The sequence below is a fragment of the Anaerococcus groningensis genome (genome assembly GCF_046365465.1).
Classification (GTDB): Bacteria; Bacillota; Clostridia; order Tissierellales; family Peptoniphilaceae; genus Anaerococcus; species Anaerococcus groningensis.
The window spans coordinates 95344-119558 of the sequence record NZ_JBGMEG010000014.1 but is presented as its reverse complement, the minus strand read 5'-3'; the positions used below and the strand labels follow the sequence as shown (position 1 = coordinate 119558).

At 31.1% G+C, this 24215-nt stretch carries 22 protein-coding genes and 2 other RNA genes; 2 read left to right on the top strand and 22 right to left on the bottom strand.

Features of this window, described 5'->3' with window-relative positions:
- Positions 1–8 precede the first annotated feature (8 nt).
- The 10 genes from AB9Q04_RS07505 to ssrS form a co-directional block, all read right to left on the bottom strand.
- Positions 9–749 carry a peptidylprolyl isomerase gene (locus tag AB9Q04_RS07505; protein ID WP_410024722.1) on the bottom strand — a complete coding sequence of 247 codons (741 nt, stop codon included), beginning with the start codon at positions 747–749 and terminating at the stop codon, positions 9–11.
- Positions 749–1294 (bottom strand): S1 RNA-binding domain-containing protein, encoded by a 546-nt coding sequence (locus AB9Q04_RS07500; protein WP_410024721.1) that lies wholly within the window; start codon positions 1292–1294, stop codon positions 749–751. The genes AB9Q04_RS07505 and AB9Q04_RS07500 overlap by 1 nt, the downstream gene beginning before the upstream one ends.
- A gap of 273 nt (positions 1295–1567) precedes the next feature.
- Positions 1568–2404, bottom strand: coding sequence for a YitT family protein (locus AB9Q04_RS07495; RefSeq protein WP_410024720.1), 837 nt, complete (start codon positions 2402–2404; stop codon positions 1568–1570).
- A gap of 78 nt (positions 2405–2482) precedes the next feature.
- Entirely contained in the window at positions 2483–3355 is an 873-nt protein-coding gene (locus AB9Q04_RS07490; RefSeq protein ID WP_410024719.1) for a hypothetical protein, read from the bottom strand.
- A gap of 4 nt (positions 3356–3359) precedes the next feature.
- Positions 3360–5063 carry a phosphoenolpyruvate--protein phosphotransferase gene (gene ptsP, locus AB9Q04_RS07485; RefSeq protein ID WP_410024718.1) on the bottom strand — a complete coding sequence of 568 codons (1704 nt, stop codon included), beginning with the start codon at positions 5061–5063 and terminating at the stop codon, positions 3360–3362.
- 64 nt (positions 5064–5127) lie between these two features.
- A complete protein-coding gene (locus AB9Q04_RS07480) occupies positions 5128–5388 on the bottom strand; it encodes an HPr family phosphocarrier protein (protein WP_394011473.1) in 261 nt (86 codons plus the stop codon).
- 51 nt (positions 5389–5439) lie between these two features.
- On the bottom strand, positions 5440–6450 hold the full coding sequence (locus tag AB9Q04_RS07475) for a LacI family DNA-binding transcriptional regulator (RefSeq protein ID WP_410024717.1): 1011 nt from the start codon (positions 6448–6450) through the stop codon (positions 5440–5442).
- Positions 6451–6503: 53 nt separating this feature from the next.
- The gene (locus AB9Q04_RS07470; protein WP_410024716.1) at positions 6504–6947 is read right to left on the bottom strand and encodes a hypothetical protein; all 444 of its coding nucleotides are present in this window, start codon (positions 6945–6947) and stop codon (positions 6504–6506) included.
- A 10-nt stretch (positions 6948–6957) separates the two neighbouring features.
- Positions 6958–7593 carry a YtxH domain-containing protein gene (locus AB9Q04_RS07465; protein WP_410024715.1) on the bottom strand — a complete coding sequence of 212 codons (636 nt, stop codon included), beginning with the start codon at positions 7591–7593 and terminating at the stop codon, positions 6958–6960.
- Between the two features lie 69 nt (positions 7594–7662).
- Positions 7663–7831: non-coding RNA, 6S RNA (gene ssrS, locus AB9Q04_RS07460), on the bottom strand.
- A gap of 182 nt (positions 7832–8013) precedes the next feature.
- On the opposite strand from ssrS, the gene AB9Q04_RS07455 reads away from it, so the two are divergent.
- The gene (locus AB9Q04_RS07455) at positions 8014–8799 is read left to right on the top strand and encodes an NAD(+)/NADH kinase (RefSeq protein WP_394011469.1); all 786 of its coding nucleotides are present in this window, start codon (positions 8014–8016) and stop codon (positions 8797–8799) included.
- Here the strand turns inward: AB9Q04_RS07455 and AB9Q04_RS07450 are convergent, their stop codons facing one another.
- The 9 genes from AB9Q04_RS07450 to AB9Q04_RS07410 form a co-directional block, all read right to left on the bottom strand.
- Positions 8800–10329 (bottom strand): peptidoglycan D,D-transpeptidase FtsI family protein, encoded by a 1530-nt coding sequence (locus AB9Q04_RS07450; RefSeq protein WP_410024714.1) that lies wholly within the window; start codon positions 10327–10329, stop codon positions 8800–8802.
- Entirely contained in the window at positions 10322–11581 is a 1260-nt protein-coding gene (locus AB9Q04_RS07445) for an FtsW/RodA/SpoVE family cell cycle protein (RefSeq protein ID WP_410024713.1), read from the bottom strand. The genes AB9Q04_RS07450 and AB9Q04_RS07445 overlap by 8 nt, the downstream gene beginning before the upstream one ends.
- Positions 11574–12077 carry an FHA domain-containing protein gene (locus AB9Q04_RS07440; RefSeq protein WP_394011466.1) on the bottom strand — a complete coding sequence of 168 codons (504 nt, stop codon included), beginning with the start codon at positions 12075–12077 and terminating at the stop codon, positions 11574–11576. Before AB9Q04_RS07440 ends, AB9Q04_RS07445 begins: the two co-directional genes overlap by 8 nt.
- 104 nt (positions 12078–12181) lie before the next feature.
- Complete coding sequence (locus tag AB9Q04_RS07435; protein WP_410024712.1) at positions 12182–13876, bottom strand: phospho-sugar mutase; 1695 nt, start codon at positions 13874–13876, stop codon at positions 12182–12184.
- A gap of 9 nt (positions 13877–13885) precedes the next feature.
- Complete coding sequence (gene pulA / locus AB9Q04_RS07430) at positions 13886–15766, bottom strand: type I pullulanase (RefSeq protein WP_410024711.1); 1881 nt, start codon at positions 15764–15766, stop codon at positions 13886–13888.
- The gene (locus AB9Q04_RS07425) at positions 15763–18009 is read right to left on the bottom strand and encodes a glycogen/starch/alpha-glucan phosphorylase (protein WP_410024710.1); all 2247 of its coding nucleotides are present in this window, start codon (positions 18007–18009) and stop codon (positions 15763–15765) included. Before AB9Q04_RS07425 ends, pulA begins: the two co-directional genes overlap by 4 nt.
- Position 18010: 1 nt before the next feature.
- A complete protein-coding gene (gene glgA, locus AB9Q04_RS07420; protein WP_410024709.1) occupies positions 18011–19441 on the bottom strand; it encodes a glycogen synthase GlgA in 1431 nt (476 codons plus the stop codon).
- Entirely contained in the window at positions 19441–20565 is a 1125-nt protein-coding gene (glgD, locus tag AB9Q04_RS07415) for a glucose-1-phosphate adenylyltransferase subunit GlgD (protein ID WP_410024708.1), read from the bottom strand. Before glgD ends, glgA begins: the two co-directional genes overlap by 1 nt.
- 1 nt (position 20566) lies before the next feature.
- The gene (locus AB9Q04_RS07410) at positions 20567–21700 is read right to left on the bottom strand and encodes a glucose-1-phosphate adenylyltransferase (protein ID WP_410024707.1); all 1134 of its coding nucleotides are present in this window, start codon (positions 21698–21700) and stop codon (positions 20567–20569) included.
- Between the two features lie 151 nt (positions 21701–21851).
- Here AB9Q04_RS07410 and ssrA point away from each other — a divergent pair.
- Positions 21852–22207, top strand: a transfer-messenger RNA (tmRNA) gene (ssrA, locus tag AB9Q04_RS07405).
- Between the two features lie 92 nt (positions 22208–22299).
- Here the strand turns inward: ssrA and AB9Q04_RS07400 are convergent.
- Genes AB9Q04_RS07400 through AB9Q04_RS07390 form a run of 3 tightly spaced genes read right to left on the bottom strand, consistent with a single transcriptional unit; the run spans position 22300 to position 24204 of the window.
- Positions 22300–23271: a substrate-binding domain-containing protein gene (locus AB9Q04_RS07400; RefSeq protein ID WP_410024706.1), complete on the bottom strand. Its 972-nt coding sequence runs from the start codon at positions 23269–23271 to the stop codon at positions 22300–22302.
- Positions 23264–23869, bottom strand: a complete 606-nt coding sequence (gene recR / locus AB9Q04_RS07395; RefSeq protein ID WP_410024705.1) for a recombination mediator RecR — start codon at positions 23867–23869, stop codon at positions 23264–23266. Before recR ends, AB9Q04_RS07400 begins: the two co-directional genes overlap by 8 nt.
- Positions 23869–24204 carry a YbaB/EbfC family nucleoid-associated protein gene (locus tag AB9Q04_RS07390; RefSeq protein WP_410024704.1) on the bottom strand — a complete coding sequence of 112 codons (336 nt, stop codon included), beginning with the start codon at positions 24202–24204 and terminating at the stop codon, positions 23869–23871. Before AB9Q04_RS07390 ends, recR begins: the two co-directional genes overlap by 1 nt.
- Positions 24205–24215: the final 11 nt, after the last annotated feature.

Here is a 24215-nt window from a genome sequence, read left to right as displayed (position 1 = left end):
AGCTTTGCCTAGTAGAATTTTTTAACCTCAGCTTTTTTAGCTAATTTGTCAACTAATTCTACATATACTTCTTGTCTTTTTAACATTTCATAAGTGGATCTTACTTGATCTTTTATTTCTTCAAAAGAACTTTCTATTTCTTTTTTATCATCTAATTTTATAATGTGGTAGCCAAATTGACTTTTAACTGGTTTAGATATTTCCCCTACTTCTATAGAATCAAGTCCTTCTTGGAATTCTTTTACCATAACTCCTTTAGGGAATGATCCTAATTGTCCACCATTTTTTGCTGATGGGTCTATAGAATATTCTTCTGCAGCTTTTTGAAAGTCTTTACCATCTTTAATTTCTTCATATACTTTATTAGCTTGGTCTAGGTCTTCTATTAAGATGTGACTTGCTGTGTAGGTTACAGGTGAGAATAAAGTTTCTTTGTTTTCTTCATAGTATTTTTTTAATTCTTCATCTGTAATTTCAATTGATTCAAATAATTTATGCATAGCATAGTTTTTGAGCATATTATTTTTCACCACTTCTAGTTCTTCAGCAAATTCTTTATCTTCATCATATTTTTTTGCTTTTGCATCTTCTAATAGTAGTTCTTGGTTGATAAGCTCATCTGCAAGTACATTAATTCCTTCATCGTTGTTGAATCTTTCTCTATCTTGCATACCTTGCATAAGTTCGTATACGTCACTTAGATATATTTCTTTACCATTTACTTCTGCTAATAATTTATTTTCAGTCATTATATCCTCTTTACTAATTCTATTTTGTTATCAAAAATTTTGATATCATTGTTCTTATATAATCTGCCTATGGCACGTTTAAAGCTTGATTTGCTCATTCCAAATACTTGATTTATTTTTGCTGGGCTAGATTTATCTGATAAGTGGACTACCCCATCATTATCATAAAGATAATCTAGAATTTTATCACTATCATTATCTATTTCTAGATGAGCACGCTGCCTTAAAGAAAGCTCTATTTTACCATCAGACTTTACTTCTTTTACCCTAGCATTTACTAACTCACCTTCTAAAAATACTCCTTTTAATTCATCTATTCTTAAAAGGGAGTCGAATTTATCATCTATTGCTATAAAAGCCCCAATAGATTTATTAATAGAGTAAATTCTACCGCTAACTTCATCATTTTCGTGAAAGTCATGGTCAGTTGATAATAGATCTCTAATTTTTGACGTTAAGTAGATTTCTCCATTATTATCAACCTTAAAGGCCACCGGATAAATCATATCAAGAATAATCCTATAGGTCCTTTCTGAGAAGGGCATAAATATATGACTTTTATTAGGCGTTTCAAAATATACACCTTTTTTATCAATTTGTACTGCCCTTAAATCATAGACTCTATCAAAATCATAAGGAAAATCTGTGGTTGCCTTTAGAGTATTGTGTAAATCTTTGTAAATATAAGCTCTTACACTATCACCTTGATTTTTATCCCTTACTTCTTTTTTATCTATTATGGCATCACCAAATTTTGTGGCAAGATATGCTTTATTCTTGTTAAATCTCTTTATTCTAAATTCTTTAATAATTCTCTCCTATCTTAGTTCTTTCATAGTAAATCCTTCACCAAATACTTCTGAAATAGTGTATGAGAATATGAAAGCTTTATCGTCCATTTGTAAGATTTCTTCTCTTATAACAGGGAAACTTCTAACGTTTGATATTGTAAGTACTAATTTTTTATCCCTACGAGTATAACCACCTTCTGCATGAAGTAGGGTAACTCCTCTGTGGTATTTTTTAGTCAATAAGTCATTTATTTCAGTGTACTTATCACTAATAATAAATACTGCAATTTTTCTACCCAAACCTTGGCTGACATAATCAAGACATATAGATTGGATGATTATAGCTAGAACTGCATATAAGGAAGGCTCTACTCCTAATACAAACATGGAAAGTATTATGATTGTAAAATCTGTACAAAATAAACTAATATGCATAGGGATATCTTTATATTTATTTATTACAGTGGCTATAACATCAGATCCACCAGATGATCCACCATTATAGAAGATTAGTCCCAGTCCTACTGCTATAATTAACGGTCCGAAGATAACATTTAATATCATATCGTTTGTTAGTATAACATCAGGGAACAAATTTTCATAAATAATAATTGTTAAAGATAAAGTAGCTGCAGCAAGAATAGACCTTTTTGCAAAGTTTTTACTAATAAAAATAGCCCCCATGGTCAAAACTGCTACGTTTAAAATCAAGTTGAAAATTCCAAGGGGAACTGGTAAGAGTCTAGACAATACAAGTGAGAGTCCTGAAAGGCCACCGGCTGCAATATTATGTTGTAATAAGAAAAAATATAAACCAGTTGCTATTAAAATAGACCCGATAAATATGTAAAAGTTCTTTTTCACGAGTCACCTCCATAATTTTTCTAATAAAAGTCTATCACAAATTTAACTTTTGTACAATCAAGCAAAAAAAGAAGGCTATTAACCTTCTTTTATCCAGTTTGGCATATCTGTATTGAAATTATCAAAAATATTTAGTAGCTGTTCGATCTTTTCTTTATTAGAATCTAATTTGTTACCATCTCTATGTTCCACTAGGTCTTTTAGTATACTGTAAGCAGAATATAGGGCTAGTAATCTAAAAAATTTGCCTGGAGCTTTTTTATAATTAAAATATCCATCATAAGTTCCCTTTAAAAAGTCTTTTGAATTAAGGGAAAACTTATTAATTCTTGCAAAGTCATAGACCCCATCGCCTATCCTTTTAAAATCTAAACCTGATATTATAATTTTGTTATCTTGGTCTACTAAAATATTTTCATAGTCTATTTTATTAAAAATATATGATTGACGTATATTTTTTGTAAGGTGTTTGTTTCCGTTTATATAATCAATCAAAATATAATCATCATCACCTATATATTCATTCACTCCATGCATATAAAACTGGTAATTTGCTCTTGTATTAAATATTTCATACCAATCTACTTTTTGATCTGGTCTTATATCATGTAATTTTCTTAGTATACTACCAAATGATAAACCTAGGTCATAATTTTCTTTAGAACTATGATTTTTTAAATATTCATCAAGTCTTTGAGTTTTTTTAAGTTTTTTTATTTCATAAATATTTTCTAAGTCAAAGGTGCCTTTTTCTAAGATATCATCTTTATTAGTAGTCAAAGCAGCAAATTTTTCATAGCTTTCATTTGGATATAAGTTAACTAGATAATCATCTTTATCAGTAACTACCCTATATCTATCGTGATTTATAAAGTTTATTTCATCTATTAATATGTCACTATTTTTAAAATAATTTAGATTTTGAATTTGATTTTTAATATAAACTGGCATTGGATTAATTGTGATCTTTTACTTTTTCTTCTACTTCTTCTGGCGTTTCTAAATCTAATAGTTTAAGGGCAAATTCTTCTTCTTCTTTTTGACTAGCCTTAATAATAGTATCTTTTACTTCCGCAATTTTATTTGCTGATGCAGAGTATTCGTCTAAACCTAGACCTAAAAGTAATTTAGTTGCTTCAGTATCAGATGCAAACTGACCGCACATACCTGTCCATTTGCCTGCCTTGTGAGATTCATCTATTACATGTTTGATGGCTTTTAAGACAGCTGGATTGTAGTTTGAATAAAGCTCAGAAATATTCTCATTGCCCCTATCTACTGCAAGAGTATATTGGGATAAGTCGTTAGTACCTATTGAGAAAAAGTCTACATATTTTATAAACTTATCTGCCATAAATACTGATGCAGGTGTTTCTATCATGATACCTACTTCTAAATCTTTATTGTAGTCTACCCCATTTTGGTCAAATTCTTTTTTGATATCTTCGATTAGTTCTATACTTCTTTTAAATTCAGAAATATTTATAACCATAGGTATCATTATTTTTAAATTACCATAGGCAGAAGCTCTAACTAAAGCTTTTAGTTGAGTTATAAATATGTCTTCTCTATCTAGGCAGAGTCTAATAGCCCTATAACCTAAAAATGGATTTTCTTCTACTGGAAATGTAAAGTAATCAAGTCCCTTATCTCCACCTATATCAAGGGTTCTGATTATAAGAGGTTTTTTTCCTAGCATTTCTGTAGCTTCTTTATATACTTCAAATTGTTCTTCTTCTGTTGGGAAGTGGTCATTTTCCATATATAAAAGCTCAGTTCTAAATAAACCTACCCCATCACATCCATTATCTATGGCAGCTTTTAAATCTTCGATATTTCCTATATTTGCAGATACTTCTATTTTTTTCCCATCTGTTGTTATAGCTTCTTTATCTTTAACTTCTTTTAGTCTTTCACGTTTTTCATTTTGTTCTTTTAGCTTATTTTCGTATTCTGCCACTACATCATCAGAAGGATCTATAATAATGATTCCTTGATCACCATCGATGATAGCTTTTTCTCCACCTTCAACTTTTTCTGATATATCCTGCATACCAACTAAGGCTGGGATATCTAAAGTTTGAGCTATGATTGATGTGTGACTTGTTTTACCACCAAGGTCAGTTGCAAAAGCAACTACATTTTCTTTATTCATATTTGAAGTATCAGATGGTGTTAGTTCTTTTGAAATAACTATTGAGCCTTTTTCAATTAAAGATAAATCTTTTGGTTTTATTCCTTTAAGTTTATACATTAATTGATAGCCTATATCTTTATAGTCACTGGCACGTTCTTTTAAATACTCATCATCTATCTGGCTCATTATTTCTACCATTTCATTTATGGTTTCATTTAAAGCTAGTTCTGAGTTTTTTAATTCATTAACTATTTTAGCATCGATAGTATCTGAAAAATATGGGTCTTGAAGAAGTTCTTTATGAGCATTTGCGATGTTAATTTGAGCTTCATTAGCTCCTTCTGTATTATTTAATTCACTTATATAATCATAAATAGCAGATTTTACACGGTTTTTCTCATCATCAACCATGTTCTCATCTATTTTTGTCTCATCAACTACAACTTCTTCTCTATTAAATAAATAAATTGTACCAATGGCAATTCCATTACTAGCTATAATTCCTTCGTATTTAGTATTCATAGTTATCCCTTCCTAATTATCTATAAAAAAAAGGATACTAATCAGTATCCTTAAAAGTTTAGTTTTATTCTGATAAGTTTTCAATAAAATCTACTAATTCATCTGCAAATTTATCTTCATCTTCACCTTCTACAACTAAAGTGATTTCTGTTCCTTTAGCAATACCTAGGCTCATAACGTTAAAGATAGATTTTGCATTTGCTTCTTTTCCTTCTTTGATAATTTTAACTTCCCCTGGATAATTTTTTACAAATTGTACTAATGATGCAGCAGGTCTTGCGTGTAAACCTGTTTCATTTGTAATAACAACATTTCTTTCTGCCATAATAGCCTCCTCTTAATTTATAATAATATTATAGTGTTTTATAAACGCTTTTCAACCAACCTTTTTGCTTGATTCCCTAGCAACTATATTACAATCCATAATCCAATCTTTATCTAAAATTTCATCTTCTTTTTTGATTCGTTTTATTAAAGCCCTTATGGAAATTGCACCAATATCATAATAAGGAATAGCAACAGTAGTTAGGTTTGGCCTATAAATGCTTGCAATAGATGAATCACCAAAACCGGCCACAGATATATCGTCTGGCACTTTTATACCATTGTCAGCACAATAATCTATAAATCCAATTGCAACTTCATCATTCAATAACGAAACTGCTGTGATCCCATTTTCTTTACAAACATCTATAGCTTCCTTACCTATGTTATACCCATCATTGCTAGTTATCCCATCAATTTTCACTATAAATTCTTCTTTACCTAATTCTTCTATAGCTTCCCTATAACCGGCAATTTTTGCATTATTTAGTACATTATCAGCTTTATCGCCAATAAATAATACATTATCATTACCTTGGCTAAATAAATACTTGGTCAAATTATACTGCTCTTTTTTATAGTCAACTTTTACAGTTGTAAGATTTTTATATGCATGGAATTTATCTAATAAGATAAAAGGTATTCTTGTTTCTCTTAATTTTAATAAAGCTTCATCAGATAAATTTTGCGTAATTATAATAAATCCTTCTACTTGTTTAGTTGCTAGAAAATCAATTGAGTTATTAAGCGCATTTTCATCTCCATATGAACTTTGTAAAAGTATATCGTATTTATATACTCTACCTATTTCTTCTATACCTCTAATAAGTTGAGCCATATATTCTATACCTATATCTTCTACTATAACCCCAACTAAATTAGATTTTCTCATAACGAGAGATCTTGCTAACTCATTTGGTTTAAAATCTAGTTTTGCTATGGCATCTAATACTTTTTGCCTAGCTTCTGGACTAACTGGCTTTGAGTTATTCATAACTCTTGACACTGTAGATATAGAAACGCCGGCAAGTTTGGCCACATCTTTTATTGTTGGTTGCCCCATATTTACCTCTTTTCATCAAAAAAGGTCATCCTAAGATGACCTTTTGTCTTTTATTATCTACCTGATATTACGTTTCTAACTATATCAACAACATCAACAACTAAGCTTGAGTAATCACCAACTGATGCAATACCAGCACCAACTGTATCAATGCTATCTAGAGCTGTTTCGCCAACATAGTTTACAGTGTCTCTAATATCATCAGTGATACTATTAACGTTAGTCATTGTATCATTTGCTTTGGCAATTGCCATTCTTAGGTTAGGATCTTGAACAACTGTGTTTACGTTGTTTACTAACATGTTAGCTTGATCAACAACTCCAGGAAGTTTATCAATTACTTGATCAATGTTATCTTCATTTTTATCTAGTACTCCGTGGATTTTCTTTACTAGTTCGTTAGCACTTTTTAGTGTTAATATTAAATAAACTAAAGCAATGATTCCTACTATAGTAAGGATAATATTTCCAAGAAGATTAAAGTTTATTGTTAGCATTTAAAACTCCCTAGTTTTTTTTCTTATTTTCTATATCTTTTTTTACTTGTTTGCCAGTAGCCTTAGCTTCATCTACTGCTTTATCAGTATTTTCTTTTACTTCTTTTTTACCTTTTTGAGCTTCATCTTTAATGTCGATGCCTTTTTCATCAGCAACTTCTTTAGCTTCTTTTGCACCAGATTTTACATCTTCTGCAACATCACTTGCTGTGTTAGAAACTATTTTTGAAACTTCACTTGCACCTTCTGCTACGTTTTCTTTTACATTACCAGCAGTTTCTGCAATTTGATCACCAGTTTGTCTTGCTATTTCTTTACCATAGTCAAAACCTTCTCTAACTGGTTCTAAGTCTGTGTAAGCTCTATATTTAATATCTTCGTAAGTATCTTTTGCATTATCAACTAAATCAGTAGAGGTTTCTTTTACTGTTCTAATTGTTTCATCAAATGCTTCACCAATATCTTCTCTAGTTTCTTTACCAGATTTTGGAGCTAATAAAATACCTGCAGATACACCTACAAGTGCTCCAAGTAAAGCCCCTTGAGTTCTCATTCTGCTATCATGATTTTTAGCTTTCCAAATTTCATATTTAATTTCTCTTTGTTTAGCTCTTGCTCTGTCTTCAATATAATCTGCTATTGACATATATATCTCTCCTTTAAATTGTACTAATTATTATATACCCACTTTAAGTAACATATAACAATTATTTAAAAAAATCCTAAGGTGGCCCTTACTTTAATACCTTCGCTTGTGTGAAGGTGGGCAAGCTGCCTAGTATTTCTGAAGTCCACTCAAAGGAGGCTTTCCATCCAAACTAGGACGACGCAATCCCTTATAAAAGTTGTAGGTTTAAATTCGGGCCTATTCGCCTTAGGATATATCAATTATAATATATTGATAAGGCTATTGCAACAAAACTTTTTCATAAAGTAAGCTACAATATCTTTATATCAATGTTTATCTTAAGGAAAATTTTTTCAAAAATTAAAAAAATTGCTTGATAAATATTTTATTATAGGATTTTTTTATCTATGTTATAATTACTATGAGAGGTAGAGATAAATGACAAATGTTATCAATATTTTTAAAAATAAATCAAAATTTAGTAAAAGCGTTTATTACAAAACAAAACAAATGTTAGAAAATCATGGTTATGTTGTAAGTAAAAATTATGACAAGAACGCTGTGTTAAATCTTGTTATTGGTGGGGATGGCACTTTTTTAAAGGCTGTCCACGATACTAACTTTACATCTATACCATTTATAGGTATAAATACAGGTCATCTTGGTTTTTACCAAGAAGTAGAAGTAAATGAGATTGAAGACTTTATTCTATCATTTAAAAATGGGCTCTATCAAACAGAAGAGTTAACCATTTTACAATCTACTGTTAATAAAAGAAAAATAGAATCTTTAAATGAAGTAGTGGTTAAAAGTAATAAAAATCAGATAGTTAGGCTAAAAGTTTTTATAGATGGCAATTTTGTAGAAAATTTTTCTGGAGATGGACTTATAATAGCAACTCCCCACGGATCTACAGCCTACAACTTATCTTGTGGTGGGTCAATCCTTCACCAATCATTAAAAGGATATTCTCTAACACCTATTGCTCCTATTTACTCAAATTTAAATAACGCAATAATTAGCCCAATCGTGCTGCCAGAAGATGCTACTATTGATATAGTAATTTCCAAAAGAGATAACTATCATACTGTATTTATTTTCGATGGTAAGGAATATTCTACCAAAGACTATAAAATCAATATTAAAGTATCTCAAAACACAATAAAAAAGCTTATCCTTGATAAAAACCATTACTGGTCAAATATCAAAAATAAGCTTATATAACTAGTCTAGATTTACTTGGTTAAATATGTCAACCAATAAATTTCTAGCAATTGGTGCTACGGTTACACCACCTGTGTCAGCCGCATCTTCAACTACAATTGCTATTGCAATTTTAGGATCATAGGCTGGCGCAAAACCAACAAACCATGCATCTATAAATCCATTTGATTTATCAGTTGTCCCTGTTTTTCCAGCTACCTGAATTCCATCAATGTAGGCAGCCTTTCCTGTTCCCTCATTTACTACATCTACCATCATATCACGTATATTGTTTGCATTACTTTTACTGGTTACAACAGATAATTTTTCATCTTTTGCTTTGTATACATTTTTTTCTTCTTTATCAGTTATAGTTTTTACAAGCTTTGGCTGCATCATAATTCCATCATTTGCAATAGTTGACGCTACCATGGCCATATGAAGCGGTGTCGCTTGGGTTTTGCCATAACCAAAACCTGTCATAGCTAAATCTACTTGGTTTAATTCTTTATAAGGTATTTTTGAATCATATTTTTCTAGATCAAATGGATAAGATTTATTGAACATATATTTGTCTGTCATATTCATCAAGCTTTCCTTACCCATATCATTTGTTTTTTTGGCAAAGTAAGTATTTGATGAATTTACAAAGGCACTTCTTAAATCCAGATGACCAAAAGATATACCATCAAAGTTTTTGATTTCAAAATTTTGTATAAGCTCTGATCCCGTATCTTCATAATTCTCATCTATATTACTTTCTAGCATGGCATTTGCAGTTACAACTTTAAAGGTCGAACCTGGCCTATATAGTCCTGTTGTAGTTCTATTTACTAAAGGGCCATTGTTATTTGCAATAAGATTATCCCAATTTGCATCAATAGAGTTTGGATCAAAGGTAGGATTTGAAACCATGGCTAGGACATCCCCAGTTTTTGGATTCATCACTACAGCTGCTCCCACATAGTTACTCATATAATTATAAGTAAGATTTTGAATATTTTGATCTATAGTTAGATGCAGGTCATTGCCCACATCATTGGTTACCACCATTTTTCTAAAGTTACTCATGTTTTCATCTCTAAGATTTAATAACCAATTATTAAAAGTTTTTTCAATACCAGTTTTTCCATAGCTTTTTGATGTATATCCTGTTATTGTAGATGCAGCCTTGCCATAATTGTAATGGCGAACTTGGTTGCCGTTTTGATCAATATCGCTATAAGCTAATATATTACCATTTTTATCAAAAATTTTACCACGGGCTATATTTTCTTCATTGACCCAGTTTCTACGATTATTTTCATTACTTGCTACAGTCTTTGCTTTAAATAGTTCAAAGTAAACTAAATATAAGGCAAGGCCCATAAATAAAACTACAAAGAAAATCATAACAAAAAGTAAGCGCTTGTTTAAGGTTGATTTTGATAAGACCTTTAGCTCTCGGCTATTTTTTAGCCTTTGCTTTTCTTCTTGTTTTTTTATTTTATCTATAAAACTTTCTTTTTGGGCTCTTTTTTTGCTAGCCTTACGATTATTTTTATCACTCATCTATCTCATCTCCATATTTAATATCGCTTGCACAATATTGTAAGCAACCAAGGAGGATAAAACCAGAAAGCATAGATGACCCCCCTTGAGAAATAAAGGGCAAGGTTACACCTGTTAGTGGAATTATTTTTAATACGCCTCCAAGGATTATAAAGGTTTGAAAAGCAAATAATACGCCTATGCTAAAGGCCAATATACTAAAAAATTTATCTTGCTGGGTTAGGGATATTTTAAAGGCTCTGTATACCAAAATCATAAATAAAAGTATAACAGCAAGCCCCATAAATACACCCATTTCCTCTGAAATAGCAGAAAAAATAAAGTCAGATTCTGCTACAGGAATATAATCTGGATGGCCTAGACCAATGCCTGTTCCAAATAATCCCCCACTTGCAGTTGCAAATAAAGCTTGGGTTATCTGATAGCCAGTAGCATTTATATCAGACCATGGATCTAGCCAAGTAGCAACCCTTATTCTAACATGGCCAAACATAAAGTAAGCCAAAATAGAACCAAAAATCATAGCTACTATATTTATAGTAATAAGCACCCTATCTTTTTCATACACAAATTGAGCAAGTATCATTAACCCAAAAAATATAAGAGCTGTTCCTAGATCTTTTTGTAAAAATAAAAAACCTATAAAAATATAAATTACTAAATTCATATAGTATCTACCAAAGGGTTTCATAGATATTTCGTTATATCTAGAATAGAAACTCGCTACAAAAAAAGCTAGGGGCACCTTTATAAATTCTGATGGCTGAATTGTGATAGGTCCTAAAATGATCCAGTTTTTTGCCCCACCAATGTATGAACCAAATACTAATGTAGCCATAAATAAGCCAACAGATATTATTACATAAAATAAACTTATCTTATTCCAAAAATTAAAAACTTTGAGAATAAAAAAAGTTAAGAAAAATAGGACTATCCCTATTAAATAAAATTGTAATTGTCTTTTACCATAGGATGGGTCAAGCCTATAAATCATGGCTACTCCTATGGCAAAAAGCATGTTTACTATCATTAATAGTATATTATCAGCCTTAGTAATTTTGGGTGTAAGTATTGTAGATAAAACAATTACAACCAAGATAGCAAGGTAGGTATAAAAATCAGTGGCTGATAGATTTGATACATTAAATATCAAAGCCAAAGATAGGGCCAAAAATGAAAATATAAATAGTAAAAATATTGATTTTCTAATGTACTTTTTCTCTTTTTGTTCTACATCAATAGTATTAAGCATTCTCTTCACCTTGGATAAATAAGAATTGGAGCTGGCCAATATGGATTATGTCATTTGACTTAAGCTCTATGGCATCCTCAATCCTTTCATCATTTAAAAAAGTTCCATTTGCAGAATCTAGATCTTCTAGAAAATATATATCTTCATCTTGGATGATGCGGGCGTGAAATTTGGACAGGTACTTATCCTTGATGCAAATACTATTTCTATCATCACGGCCTATGGTATTATCCTCCCCTATAAAGTAATACTCTTGGACTATAAATCTAAAACCATCATTTCTATTTAGAAGTTTTAAATAAGTGTCTGATTCTTGCTCCTTTTTTAAGGTAGTTCTTACATCATAATAAATTATTCTTATGATCGAATATATAAAATAAAAAACCACTATGACAAATATGTATTTTAATATTGTTGAAAATAATTGATACAAGGTTAAATTTCCTATAACTTGTACTGAAAAAACATCATCAACAGCTTTCAAAAATTTTTCCATATAAACCATCCTTTACGATTTGTATATATTTTACCACATATGATTTATTTTTGAACTTTATAAAAATAAGTAAAAAAAACTAGGGCCTAGGCCCTAGTCTTTTTTTATTCTACGCTATCAATAATTTTTTGCATTTCGCTAATTAGTTTCTCTTTCTTATCATCAGCTGCTTTTAAGTTATCAGTTGATACTGCATTTATATAAAGTTTTATTTTTGGTTCTGTACCTGAAGGTCTAATTGCTACCCAAGATTCATCTTCAAAGTAATACTTTAATACATTTGATTTAGGCAAGCCTGTTTCATCTAACTTATAATCTATAACTTTTTTTGTTTCTAAACCTGCTAATGATTCTAATGGATTATTTCTAAATTCTTCCATTATTCTACCAATACGAGCCTTTCCATCTAAGCCTTGAAGGGTAATAGATATGACATCATTAGAATAATAACCATGTTCTTTATATATATCATCTAAAACATCTAGTAAAGATTTACCTTGTTTTTTATAGTAAGCTGCCATTTCAGCTATCATCATTGCTGAGTTTACAGCATCTTTATCTCTTACAAAGTCTTTGTAGTTATAGCCAATTGATTCTTCAAAACCAAAGATAAATTTGCCATCTCCTGTTCTTTCAAGCTCATTTGCTACTGCATAGATATTTTTAAAACCTGTTAGAACATCATATTTTTTAACTCCATATTTCTTAGCTATAGGAGCTATCAGATCACCTGTTACTATAGATTTGACTACTGCCCCATTTTCTGGAAGTTCTCCGTTTTTATCAAGGGCTTCTAAAATGTAGTTTGTAAGTAGGGCACCAATTTTATTTCCAGTTAAAAATATAAATTCACCATTACCATCATTTACTTCTACAGCACATCTATCTGCATCAGGGTCAGTTGCAAGAAGTAAATCTGCTCCCACTTCTTTTCCTAATTTTTCAGAATATTCGAAGGCCGCTGGCATTTCTGGATTTGGATAGCCCACTGTTGTAAAGTCTGGGTCTGGATTTTCTTGTTCAGCTACGACATGGATATTTTTAAAGCCACGTTCATCTAAAATCCTACGAACTAATTTATTTCCAGTACCATTTAATGGTGTATAAACAATATTTATATCTTTATCTATGTCTTCATTTATAGTACAAGCTAGTATTTCTTTTACATAGTCTTCTACTACACTATCTGGCACCCACTCTATAATCCCATCTGCTAAGCCTTTTTCAAAATCTATACGTGGGATTTCAAAAAAGTCTGGATGTTCTGCTATGTGGCCTAAAATTTTATCTGCAGTTTCATCTAATATTTGACTACCTTCAGCGTTGTAAGCCTTATATCCGTTATATTCCATTGGGTTGTGACTTGCTGTAATCATAACCCCTGCTGAAGTTTTTAAATGTCTTACAGTATATGATAAAACTGGTGTAGGTTCAATTTCTTTATATATATAAACTTTTATCCCATTTGCCGCAAAAACTTCTGCTGTAATTTTTGCAAATTCTTCAGATTTGTGGCGAACATCATAGGAAATAGCCACACCAGCTTTTTTTGCATCATCTCCCATTTCATCAATCGTATCTGCAAATCCTTGGGTGGCTTGGGCAACCATATATTCATTCATACGATTGGTGCCAGCACCAAGTTTTCCCCTAAGACCTGCTGTCCCAAATTCTAAAGAGCTATAAAATCTGTCTTTTATCTCTTCATCATCATCTTTTATTTCTTCTAATTCCTTACGGGTTAATTCATCAAATTTTTCATTATTTAACCATAAGTCATAATTTTTTTTATAATCCATTTTTATCTCCTAATATATTTTATATACATTAACTGATAGTCTATCAAGGACTAGGTCCTCTACCTTACTATTACTTTTACCCTCTTTGCCAAAAATCTTATCCATAATAAAATCATGTAAGCCTATAAATGATCTCAGATTTTTATTATATATAAATTTATCCTCATTTGAAGCATTGATTGCTATTAAAATATAAGATTTACCAGTCCTCATTTTATAAATGATAAGACTATCTTCTATATTTTCCATAAAGCTTAAACTTTCCCTAATAGCAACTGGATTTATTTTATTAAACACTTTTATATCTTTTCTTAGAGCTATCAAATCTTTTGTATAGTTAAAAATTTCAATATTTTCTTCCTTTTCTTTCCAATTAATGGCATTTATAAATAAGGGAGAATTATAAGAATTTCTATCATTATTTTTACTATGATTAAATTCATTGCCCTCATACAAAAATGGTTTACCAAAGGATAATAAAACAAGTCCTAGGGCAAGTTTAACATAAGCATCTATATTTTCTAGATCAGTCAAGGATATTTGTAATTTATCGTATAAAATCAAATTGTCATGGCAATTAAAATAATTAATAGACTCTGATGCATAGTCTGCAAATCCCCATCTTTTGTCATCATAGTGAATGGATCCAGCTATCCCTTCTTCTATAATTGGTTTTAAATAGTGGGCTCCCTGGATATATCCTATTCCAAAAGAGTCGGTATCTCCTTTTATAGCATCCCTATAAATATCATTAAATACTCCAAAACCTTGAGACTTTTGAGAACCTTTTAAAGTCTGTTTTTCATAAGGCAAGGTAGTACCTAAAGCCATCCAGGGTTCTCCATACATGATGAGATTGGGATTTATTTTACGTAGTTCTTTTAGCGCAATTTTTATGGTATCTACATCTACTAAAGCCATAAGATCAAAGCGAAATCCATCAATTTTATATTCCCTCACCCAATGTTTTAGAGAATCTATTATTAACTTCCTTACAAAGGCTCTTTCACTGGCAAGCTCATTGCCCACTCCAGATCCATTTGAAAAAGTCCCATCCTTATTCATTCTATAATAGTAATTTGGTCCTAGGGTATTTAAATTTGAATCATAAGACTTAAAGGTATGGTTAAAGACAACATCCATAATTACCGCTATATTTTCACTATGGATAGCCCCAATCATTTTTTTAAGTTCTATTATTCTTGATTTTGGATTTGTTGGATCACTTGCATAAGACCCTTCTGGAGCAAAATATAGTTCTGGATCATAACCCCAGTTATAATTATCATCATCAAAAAATCTTTCACTGCTTTCATCTACACTAATAAAATCGTAGATAGGAAGTAATTGCACATGAGTAATGCCTAGTTCTTTTAAATTTTCAAGTCCTGTTTTAAAGCCGTTGTAGTGGGTGTTTTTTTCTGTAAGTCCTAAAAATTTGCCTTTATTAAGAACCCTACTACTTTTATCTGCGGTGTAATTTTTAACAGACATTTCATAGATAATAGCTTCTTGTTCAAGTATTTGTGGAACTTTAGAATTTTTAAAACCAGTGGGGTTAGTTTTTTCCATATCGCAAACTACTGAGTACATACTATTTATAGAACTGGTATAAGAATATGGATCTGTCACTTCGTACTTGTCATTTACTAGGTAGGTATAATAATAACCATCTACGTCTCCATCTATACTTAGCTCCCAAACTCCCCACTCATTTTGCTTCATAGGATATATATCTTTTCTGGGATTCTTATAATTAGTGGTTAAGGCTAATTTTACATCTACTTCTGGTGCGAATACTCTAAATATAGTCTTGGTTTTACTATAAATGGCACCCAGCTTATAATCTTTTATATCATCATAGGTTAAATCTTTATAATTTTTTATCAAAACAAGTTTCCTTTTTTTAAGTATTCAAGGTTAAATTCATTGGCCCACAAAATATTTTTAACTTGCTTTTTAGTCCACTTTTCCTTATCAAGAAAATCTTTTGAAGCATTTTCCCTTATTTTAATTAAATTCTCCAAATCTAAAAGTACTTCAAATGAATCGTTGTAAAGCAAGATTTCTCTATATAGATTATTAAAATCATAAGGGAGGTTTTGTTGGGTTTCATTTAACAAGTTTTCTAATGTATATTTTACTACTTGGTTTTGATAAATGATATCACTAGCCTTATAGGTGTTATTGGTATTTCTATTTTTATAAATTTTGTAGGTGTCTGGGAATAAATAAAAGTCATTTGCTTTTTTTAGATTATCAACTATCCCACCCTTAGTTGAGATGATATTTGCCATATTGAATAGGGAATTTAGCATATCAAAGTTTTGATTATCATATAAGGGATAGGTTAGATTTGAATAGATATCACAAGCTGGATATAACATTCTTAGATCGCTAACTGTAACATCTTCCACATAGACTATTTTTATTTTTTCTCTGATAATCTTATCTGATTCAATTAATTTTTTAAGAGCTAGGATAAATTTTATAGTCTCTTTGGCTATAAAATACCCTTCATTGGCCTTGCCAGAAAAAATAAAGGTAGTTGGGATAAAGTAGGCATTTCTGTTATCTCTTAAGTAATAATATTGGTAGGCAATAGCAAGGGCATTTAAAATCTGCCTTTTACTCTCATGCATTATAGATAGTTGCATATCAAATATAGAATAAGGATTTATATCTGTTTCTTTTTGTCCTAAAAATTCTATCAACCTATTTTTGTTTGCTAATTTTATATCATCAAGCCCTGACAAAAAAGTACTATCGTTCTCATATCTACTTATTTTTTTTAAATTATTATAGTCTGTTATAGCTAATCCGTAATCCTTAAAATAAGTTGTAAGTTTATCATTAGCACTTTTCCCATACATTAGCCTATCAGTACCTAAATTTATGTGGGAATTTTGTTTATGGGACCCTTTGTTTTCCACTAAGATTTTTGATAAAAATAGGTAGTCTTTGCTTAGGGCTAGGTTTATATTTTTAAATACCACATAGCCATCTTCTATAAAGGGTTTAAAGTCAACATCGCCTGCTAACTCATTTTGCACATCTATTATAGTAGCAAATACATCTTCATTTAATTTTCTAATCTCATCTACAGGATATCTTTCTAAGGAATCATCCGTTACTGAAAAAACCAGATGATAAAAGATTTCTCTAGTATAGACTATGGCCTTTTTTATAGTAAATCTATATTCGTAAGTTAAAATTCTAATAAATTCTATAAGGGCTAAGCTTGGGTGAATATCATTTATTATTACATTTGTTTTTTCATTTATTAGATTTATATCTTCATAATATAAAACATACCTACGAACAAAGTCTCTTATAGCTGATGCAGCAAAAAAGTATTCTTGTTTAAGTCTTAAAATCTTTCCTTCATAACTAGAATCATCGACGTATAAAAACTCAGTTATAGAACTATTATTTATATAATCGTCATAGGCCTCTAAGATTTCACCCTTTGAAAACTTATTTATATTTACATCCTTTGGAGATTCTGCCTTAAATAATCTTAGGGTATTTATAAAACTTGCATCATTGGATATAACTGGCATATCGTAGGTAACTGTCTTGTGCCTTTTTCCATATATTTCTATTTCATTGGTAAAAGATTTTTTGTGCTCCCAGTTTGAGCCATACCTTAGCCATGAGGAGGCCTCCTCTGTTTGCATCCCATCTTTTATAACTTGTTTAAAGTTACCAGACTCATAGCGCAAGGTATATGCTGTTGCCTTTATTTTTTTATTTGACAACTCGTTTATAAGGTAAGATGAACCCATACCCATATCACCTATACCTAAGCCTGGTTCAGGATCTAAAGATAAAATATCCTTATAGGAAAAACCCATTTCATCTAAGGCAGCTTTTATATCACCTTCTAAGTCTAGTTTATAAATAGCGTTAGACAAAAATCTACCCGGCAAGTATTCAAAACTTAGAATATAAACTTCATAGTCTTCCTTTATTTTTTTAGTATCAACCCAAGTTTTACCGATTATTTCCATAAGATACCTACATAGGCAGTCGTATATTTCGTTATCTCTGGCTGTTTTTATGTCTTTAGCATAAAAAGAATACAAATAATTTTGTATTCTTTCTATAATAATATCTTTATTTTTTTGCATATTAGGCTTTGATATCCTCATATAAATCTAAGTATTTGCCAGCTGACATTTGCCAGTCTATATCTTGGCTCATGGCATTCTTTACTAAACTATTATGGGTTTTTTTATCATTTTTATAAACGTTAATAGCGTTTTTTATAGTAAATAAGAGCTCATGGGCATTTATATTTGCAAAAGAATAACCAGTACCATCTCCAGTGTATTCATTATAAGGGATTACTGTATCCTTTAATCCTCCTGCTTCTCTCACTATTGGTAATGTTCCATAGCGCATAGCAATTAATTGGCTTATGCCGCATGGTTCTGAAATAGATGGCATTAAGTAAAAATCACTTGCGGCATATATTTTGTGGGCTTCAGCTCCACCAAAATAAATTCTGCTTGCCATTTTTTCCGGATACTTCCAAGCAAAGTATTTAAACATTTCCTCGTAAGTATAATCCCCTGTTCCGAGTAACACAAACTGGATATCTTCTTGTAAAAGCTCTTCTAGGATAAAACGAATTAAATCCATACCCTTCATCTCGTTTAATCTAGATACAAGACCTATAACTGGCACATCTTCTCTTTTTGGCAATCCATATAATTCTTGGATAGCAAGTTTGTTTAAAACTTTTTTATCAATAGAATTTATATCATACTTTTGATCTATCAATGAATCTGTTGCTGGATTCCATTCATCATAGTCAATCCCATTTACTATGCCAGATAGTTTATAGTCATATTGTCTAATCACACCATCTAAACCTTCTCCATAAAATGGATAGTGGATCTCCCTAGCATAATTTTCTGAAACCGTATTTACAGCTGTAGCATGGATAATGCCTGCTTTCATAAAGTTTATAGCGTCATAATATTTTAAATCATTTTCATTAAAGTATGACCCATCAAGGCCTGCTAGGCGTAGATATTCTGAATCAAAAATACCCTGATATTTTAAATTGTGAATGGTAAATAAGGTTCTGATATCATCAAAATAACTATCCCCGCGTCTATAATCATTCACAAAAACATTGACCATAGCAGTATGCCAGTCATTTGAGTGGATAATGTCAGGTTTAAAATTAATTTCTTTTCCTAAAAGTGTACAAACTTTTGAGAAAAATATAAATCTCTCAGCATCATCGTCAAAACCATAAGGACTTTCACGGTCAAAGTATTCTAGGTTGTCAATAAAATAATATTTAACCCCATCAAAATCTAGGCCATATACTCCAGCATATTGGTGTTTCCAGTCAAGATCTACAAAAAATTCTGTAATTTTTTCCATTTTTGCCCTATAGGCTTCATCAATAGTGCTATATAAGGGCAAAACCACTCTAACATCTGCTCCAAGTTTTATAAGTTCTTTTGGAAGAGAACCTGCAACATCTGCTAGTCCTCCTGTTTTTATAAATGGCACTGCTTCACCAGTTAGATAAAGGATGTTCATTAATAACTCCAATCCTCTAAAATTTCATTTTTACTTGATACATATGGGTGGGATCTGTTACCAAATAACTTAACATTTCTACCAACTTGAGTACTTTTTTCTGCAATAACAAAATTAAGGATTGCTTCATCACCTATAACGCTGTCTTGAAAGATTACAGAGTTTTTAATCACTGCACCTTTTTTAACATTTACTCCCCTAAATATAATAGAATTTTCTACTTCTCCTTCAATAATAGCTCCATTTGCTACTAACGAATTTTTAACCCTACTATTTTTTGTATATGAAGTAGACGGCTCATCTTTTGATTTTGTATAAACTAGGCCATCTTTATAAAATAGGTTGTTAAAATAGTCTCTATCAAGTAATTTTAGATTTGCATCAAAGAAAGAATAAGCATCCATAATAATTTCTAATTGATTATCTATGTGATAAAAATCTAGGTCTAATTTTTCTGGGAATTCAAAAATAGCTGCTAAAAGAGTTGATATACTATTTTTTTCTTCAGCGTACCTTAAAATTCTTATAAATAAGTCTCTTTTTATCAGAATAGATCCAGCAAATAAGTCGAATTCTTCGCTAGTTCCTAAATTTAGGCCAGCACTTACTGGTTTTCCATCTTCACTAGAATTTATTATCTTACGATTTAAGAAAAAACCATCTTCATCAAAAGTTTTTTTGGTGAAAATTAAGGCATCTTTACCCTCACTTCTTAATCGTTCCTTAGCATCTCCTATATCTACTTTGTTAATATACATAGGATTTGTGATAAATATATACTCGGCATTGCTATTTTCAAAGGCCCTTATGGTATCAAAGTATGTTTCAATTTCGGTTGGATTTGTTATATCATAATTTGGAGGATTTATTGTAAGACCCCCACGTCTTCTGTTTAGCTCCCAACTACGTCCATCACCTATGTGATCAAGAGTAGATCGCATTTTATTTCCAGCATATAAAATTACATTGCTAATATCATAATTAGTTAAATTTGATAGAGTAAAGTCAATAATCCTGTATCTTCCAGCAAAAGGAAGCATATAATCAGGTCTTACCTTACATAATTCTCCATAATCTGCTGGATTAAATTCTGAGCTATATACTAATGCTAAAATATTATCCATATTATTCCTCCTCGATACCTTCAGAACTTACTAGATAGACCTTATCAGTACCACTTTCACCGATATTTTCATTTATTTCTATATCTTCAGCAACGACACAATTATAAATCTTATATCCTGACTTTACTTTTGATCCATTTAGTAAAACAGAATTATATACTTCTGCCCCCTCTTCTATAGTTACATTTGAGAAAAGAACAGAGTTTTCTACTTTACCATCTATAACACAAGCCTCGTTTACCAAAGCATCATTTAATGTTCCCTTTTGTCCTATTCTATGTGGTGGTAGGTTTAGGCTAGTTGTATATATTTTCCAATCCTCATCATAAATCCCAAGTTCATTGCTAGGATTAATTAAATCAAGATTTGCCTGCCAATAACTTCTTACAGTTCCTACATCCTTCCAATAACCATCAAATTTATATACATAAAGTGGTGCGCCATCAGCTAGCATTTTTGGAATAATATCTTTTCCAAAGTCATTTGATGAGTCTGGATTTTCATTATCTTCTATAAGTGCTTTTCTTAAAACTTTCCAGTTAAATACATAAATTCCCATAGAAGCTAGGTTTGATTTTGGATTTGCTGGTTTTTCTTCAAATTCGGTAATTTTGCCGTCTTCATCAGTATTCATAATACCAAATCTGCTTGCCTCATCCCAATCCACTTCCATAACGGCAATAGTAGCATCTGCTCCTTTTTCCTTGTGGATATCCAAAAGCTTTCTATAATCCATTTTGTAAATATGGTCACCAGATAAAATCAAAACGTATTCTGGATTTACAAGATCAAGGTAGTTTATATTTTCATAAATAGCACTGGCAGTACCTTCAAACCATTTCCCACCTTCTTCAGTATAATATGGAGAAAGTATACGAAGTCCACCGTGGTTTCTATCATAGTCCCAAGCTGATCCTATACCTAAGTGACGGTTTAATAACTGTGGTTTATATTGGGTTAGGACACCTATATCTTTTATTTCTGAATTTGTGGAATTACTTAGGGCAAAGTCTATTATTCTGTATTTTCCACCAAAAGGAACTACAGGCTTTGCCATATCTTTTGTCAATGCTTTAAGCCTTGACCCTTGGCCACCAGCTAAAAGCATTGCTGCTGTTTTATTTGAGTTTCTCATATGCCCTCCTTCACAAATGTCTTTATCATATGCTATATTAATACCCTAAAATAGGAGTAAAAAGATAAAAAAACCTTTTCTTAATATATATTTTACAAAATTTGCAAAGCTTTGACAATAAAATGAGTTAAAAGTATAGTAAAAGTTACATGGGGATGCCATGGTTTCGACGTGGTCGAAGAATTATTAGTAGCAAGTCGAGTGTGGAACGTAAATCCACAGTTTAAATATAAACGCAAACAATAATAGCGAAGCTAACTTCGCACTAGCTGCCTAAGAATCTGGTAGCAATGAATTGTAGGTTTGTCGCGAACTTACAATTTGTTTCATAATTTTAGCGACAACTAATATACCTAAGCTTTGCAGTATATTCAGTAAGATGAAGCTAGCACAAAAACTATTTGTAAGTTTATCAGTTTTTATGCGAATCTTTTAGACTTACTAAACTTGTAGAGGCTAATAAGGAGACTTCCACGGACATGGGTTCGACTCCCATCATCTCCACCAAATTTGGCCAATAAGCCGTAATAAGTAAATTTTAGATATTGAAATTTAAAATGTTACAAAAAAAGAGCCCTAAATAGGCTCTAATTTTTTTCTTATTTTTCATAGTATAAGTCATCATCAGATATATTTTCCCCAACTAGCGACTCATCTAAATCATTTAATTTATCAAGGAAGACCTTATAGGTTCCCTTCATTGTATCTTCATCTATAAATACTGGGTTTGACCTTTGTAAAGATGTTTTTGCTTGTTCTTTTGTAATATCATAAGATTTTAGTATATCTTCTGAAACTTCTATATCAAAATCATCATCATCTAGCTTTTGAGTGCTTTCTTTATAATCTTCTAAAAACTTATCAAATTCAATTTTATGATTTTTTAAATAATCCTTATTTACAATGATTATCTCACTAACAAACTCTCCCTTTGCAATTGGTAGTAAGTTTGCTAGGTCTGATTGGAAATAGTCTTTATCTTCTATTTTTGTAAGGTATGGATCAGATAGGATGGTCATAAAGTTGCTTGTCTTATCCATCTTATCTAAAATCTCATCCATACTTTTATAGTATTCTAAGTTTAGTCTTAAAAATAAACTAGCTGGGCCTATTTTTTTATCTAATATTTCTGCAAGGTTAGCAACTGGATCTGGTATTAGGAAATTTTTGCCCATCAAATCTTTTTGATCATTGACCAAAAAGTCTGAGACTATATGGATATTATCGAGCTGAGTTATGGCTGCTATTTCTATGCCTTGATTAGTTCTATCATAAAAATATGGTCCTAAATATCCTGGTACAATTGCAATATCAAAATCCCCATTTTCTATTTGTTGGTAGTTTGGATTTTTTGAAATATTATAAGAAGTATCCTCTGAGTCTTTCATATTATCTATTACTACCTTTGATGCAAAGGTACTAGCATTTATGGTTAACTCCTCTTTTTTGGCTTCTTCTTTTTCAACTTCTATTACCTGAGTTTCTTCTGTCTTTACTTCTTCTTTTTTGCTACAACCAGGAACTATCGCAATAAGTGCTAGGGCTAATAATAATTTCAATACTTTAGTCATGGATTTCTCTCCTATCCTCTATGGCTCTTTCTAAGGTGAGTTGGTCGAAGTATTCCAGATTAGACCCTACAGGTATACCTTGGGCAATTTTTGTTACTCTAACATTTTTCTCATTTAAAAGGCTGGTTAAAAATAAAGCTGTGGTTTCCCCTTCTATTGTAGAAGAAATCGCAAGGATAATTTCTTTTATACCCTCACTTTCGATTCGATTTAGCAGTTTATCTATATTTAATTCATCTGGACCTATGCCATCTGAGGGTGATATTAAACCACCAAGGATATGGTATTTGCCATGAAAGGCTCCTGATTTTTCTATAGCTATCAAATCTTTTACATCTTCTACTATACAGATAAAATCTTCTTCTCTTGTTATATCCTTACAAATATCACAAATCTCTGATTCTGTAAGATTACCGCATATCTGACACCTATGGATTTTTTCTTTTACCTCCATCAAGGCCTTGGAAAAATCTTTTATATCAGCTTCATCTCGCTCTACAATATTCATAGCCAGCCTTTCAGCTGACTTTCTTCCTATGGTTGGCAGTTTTTGAAACTCTTCTATTAAGTTATTTAAACTTTCTGGAAAAATTGCCATTACATAAACCCAGGTATGTTTAGACCACCTGTTAATTTGCCCATAGTTTGACCGCTGTATTCATCCGCTTTGTTTAAAGCATCATTTACAGCTGCGATTACAAGATCTTCTAGCATTTCACTATCTTCTGGGTCTATTACATCTTCATCTATTTTTAATGCAATTAATTCTTTTTTTCCATTTACAGTTGCTGTTACAACTCCACCGCCAGATGTAGATTCAAATTCTTTTTCTTCGATATCTTGCTGAGCTTTTTCCATCTCTGCTTGCATCTTTTTAACTTGTTTCATCATATTATTCATATTTCCGCCACCTGGGAATCCGCCTCTTGCCATAATTTTCTCTC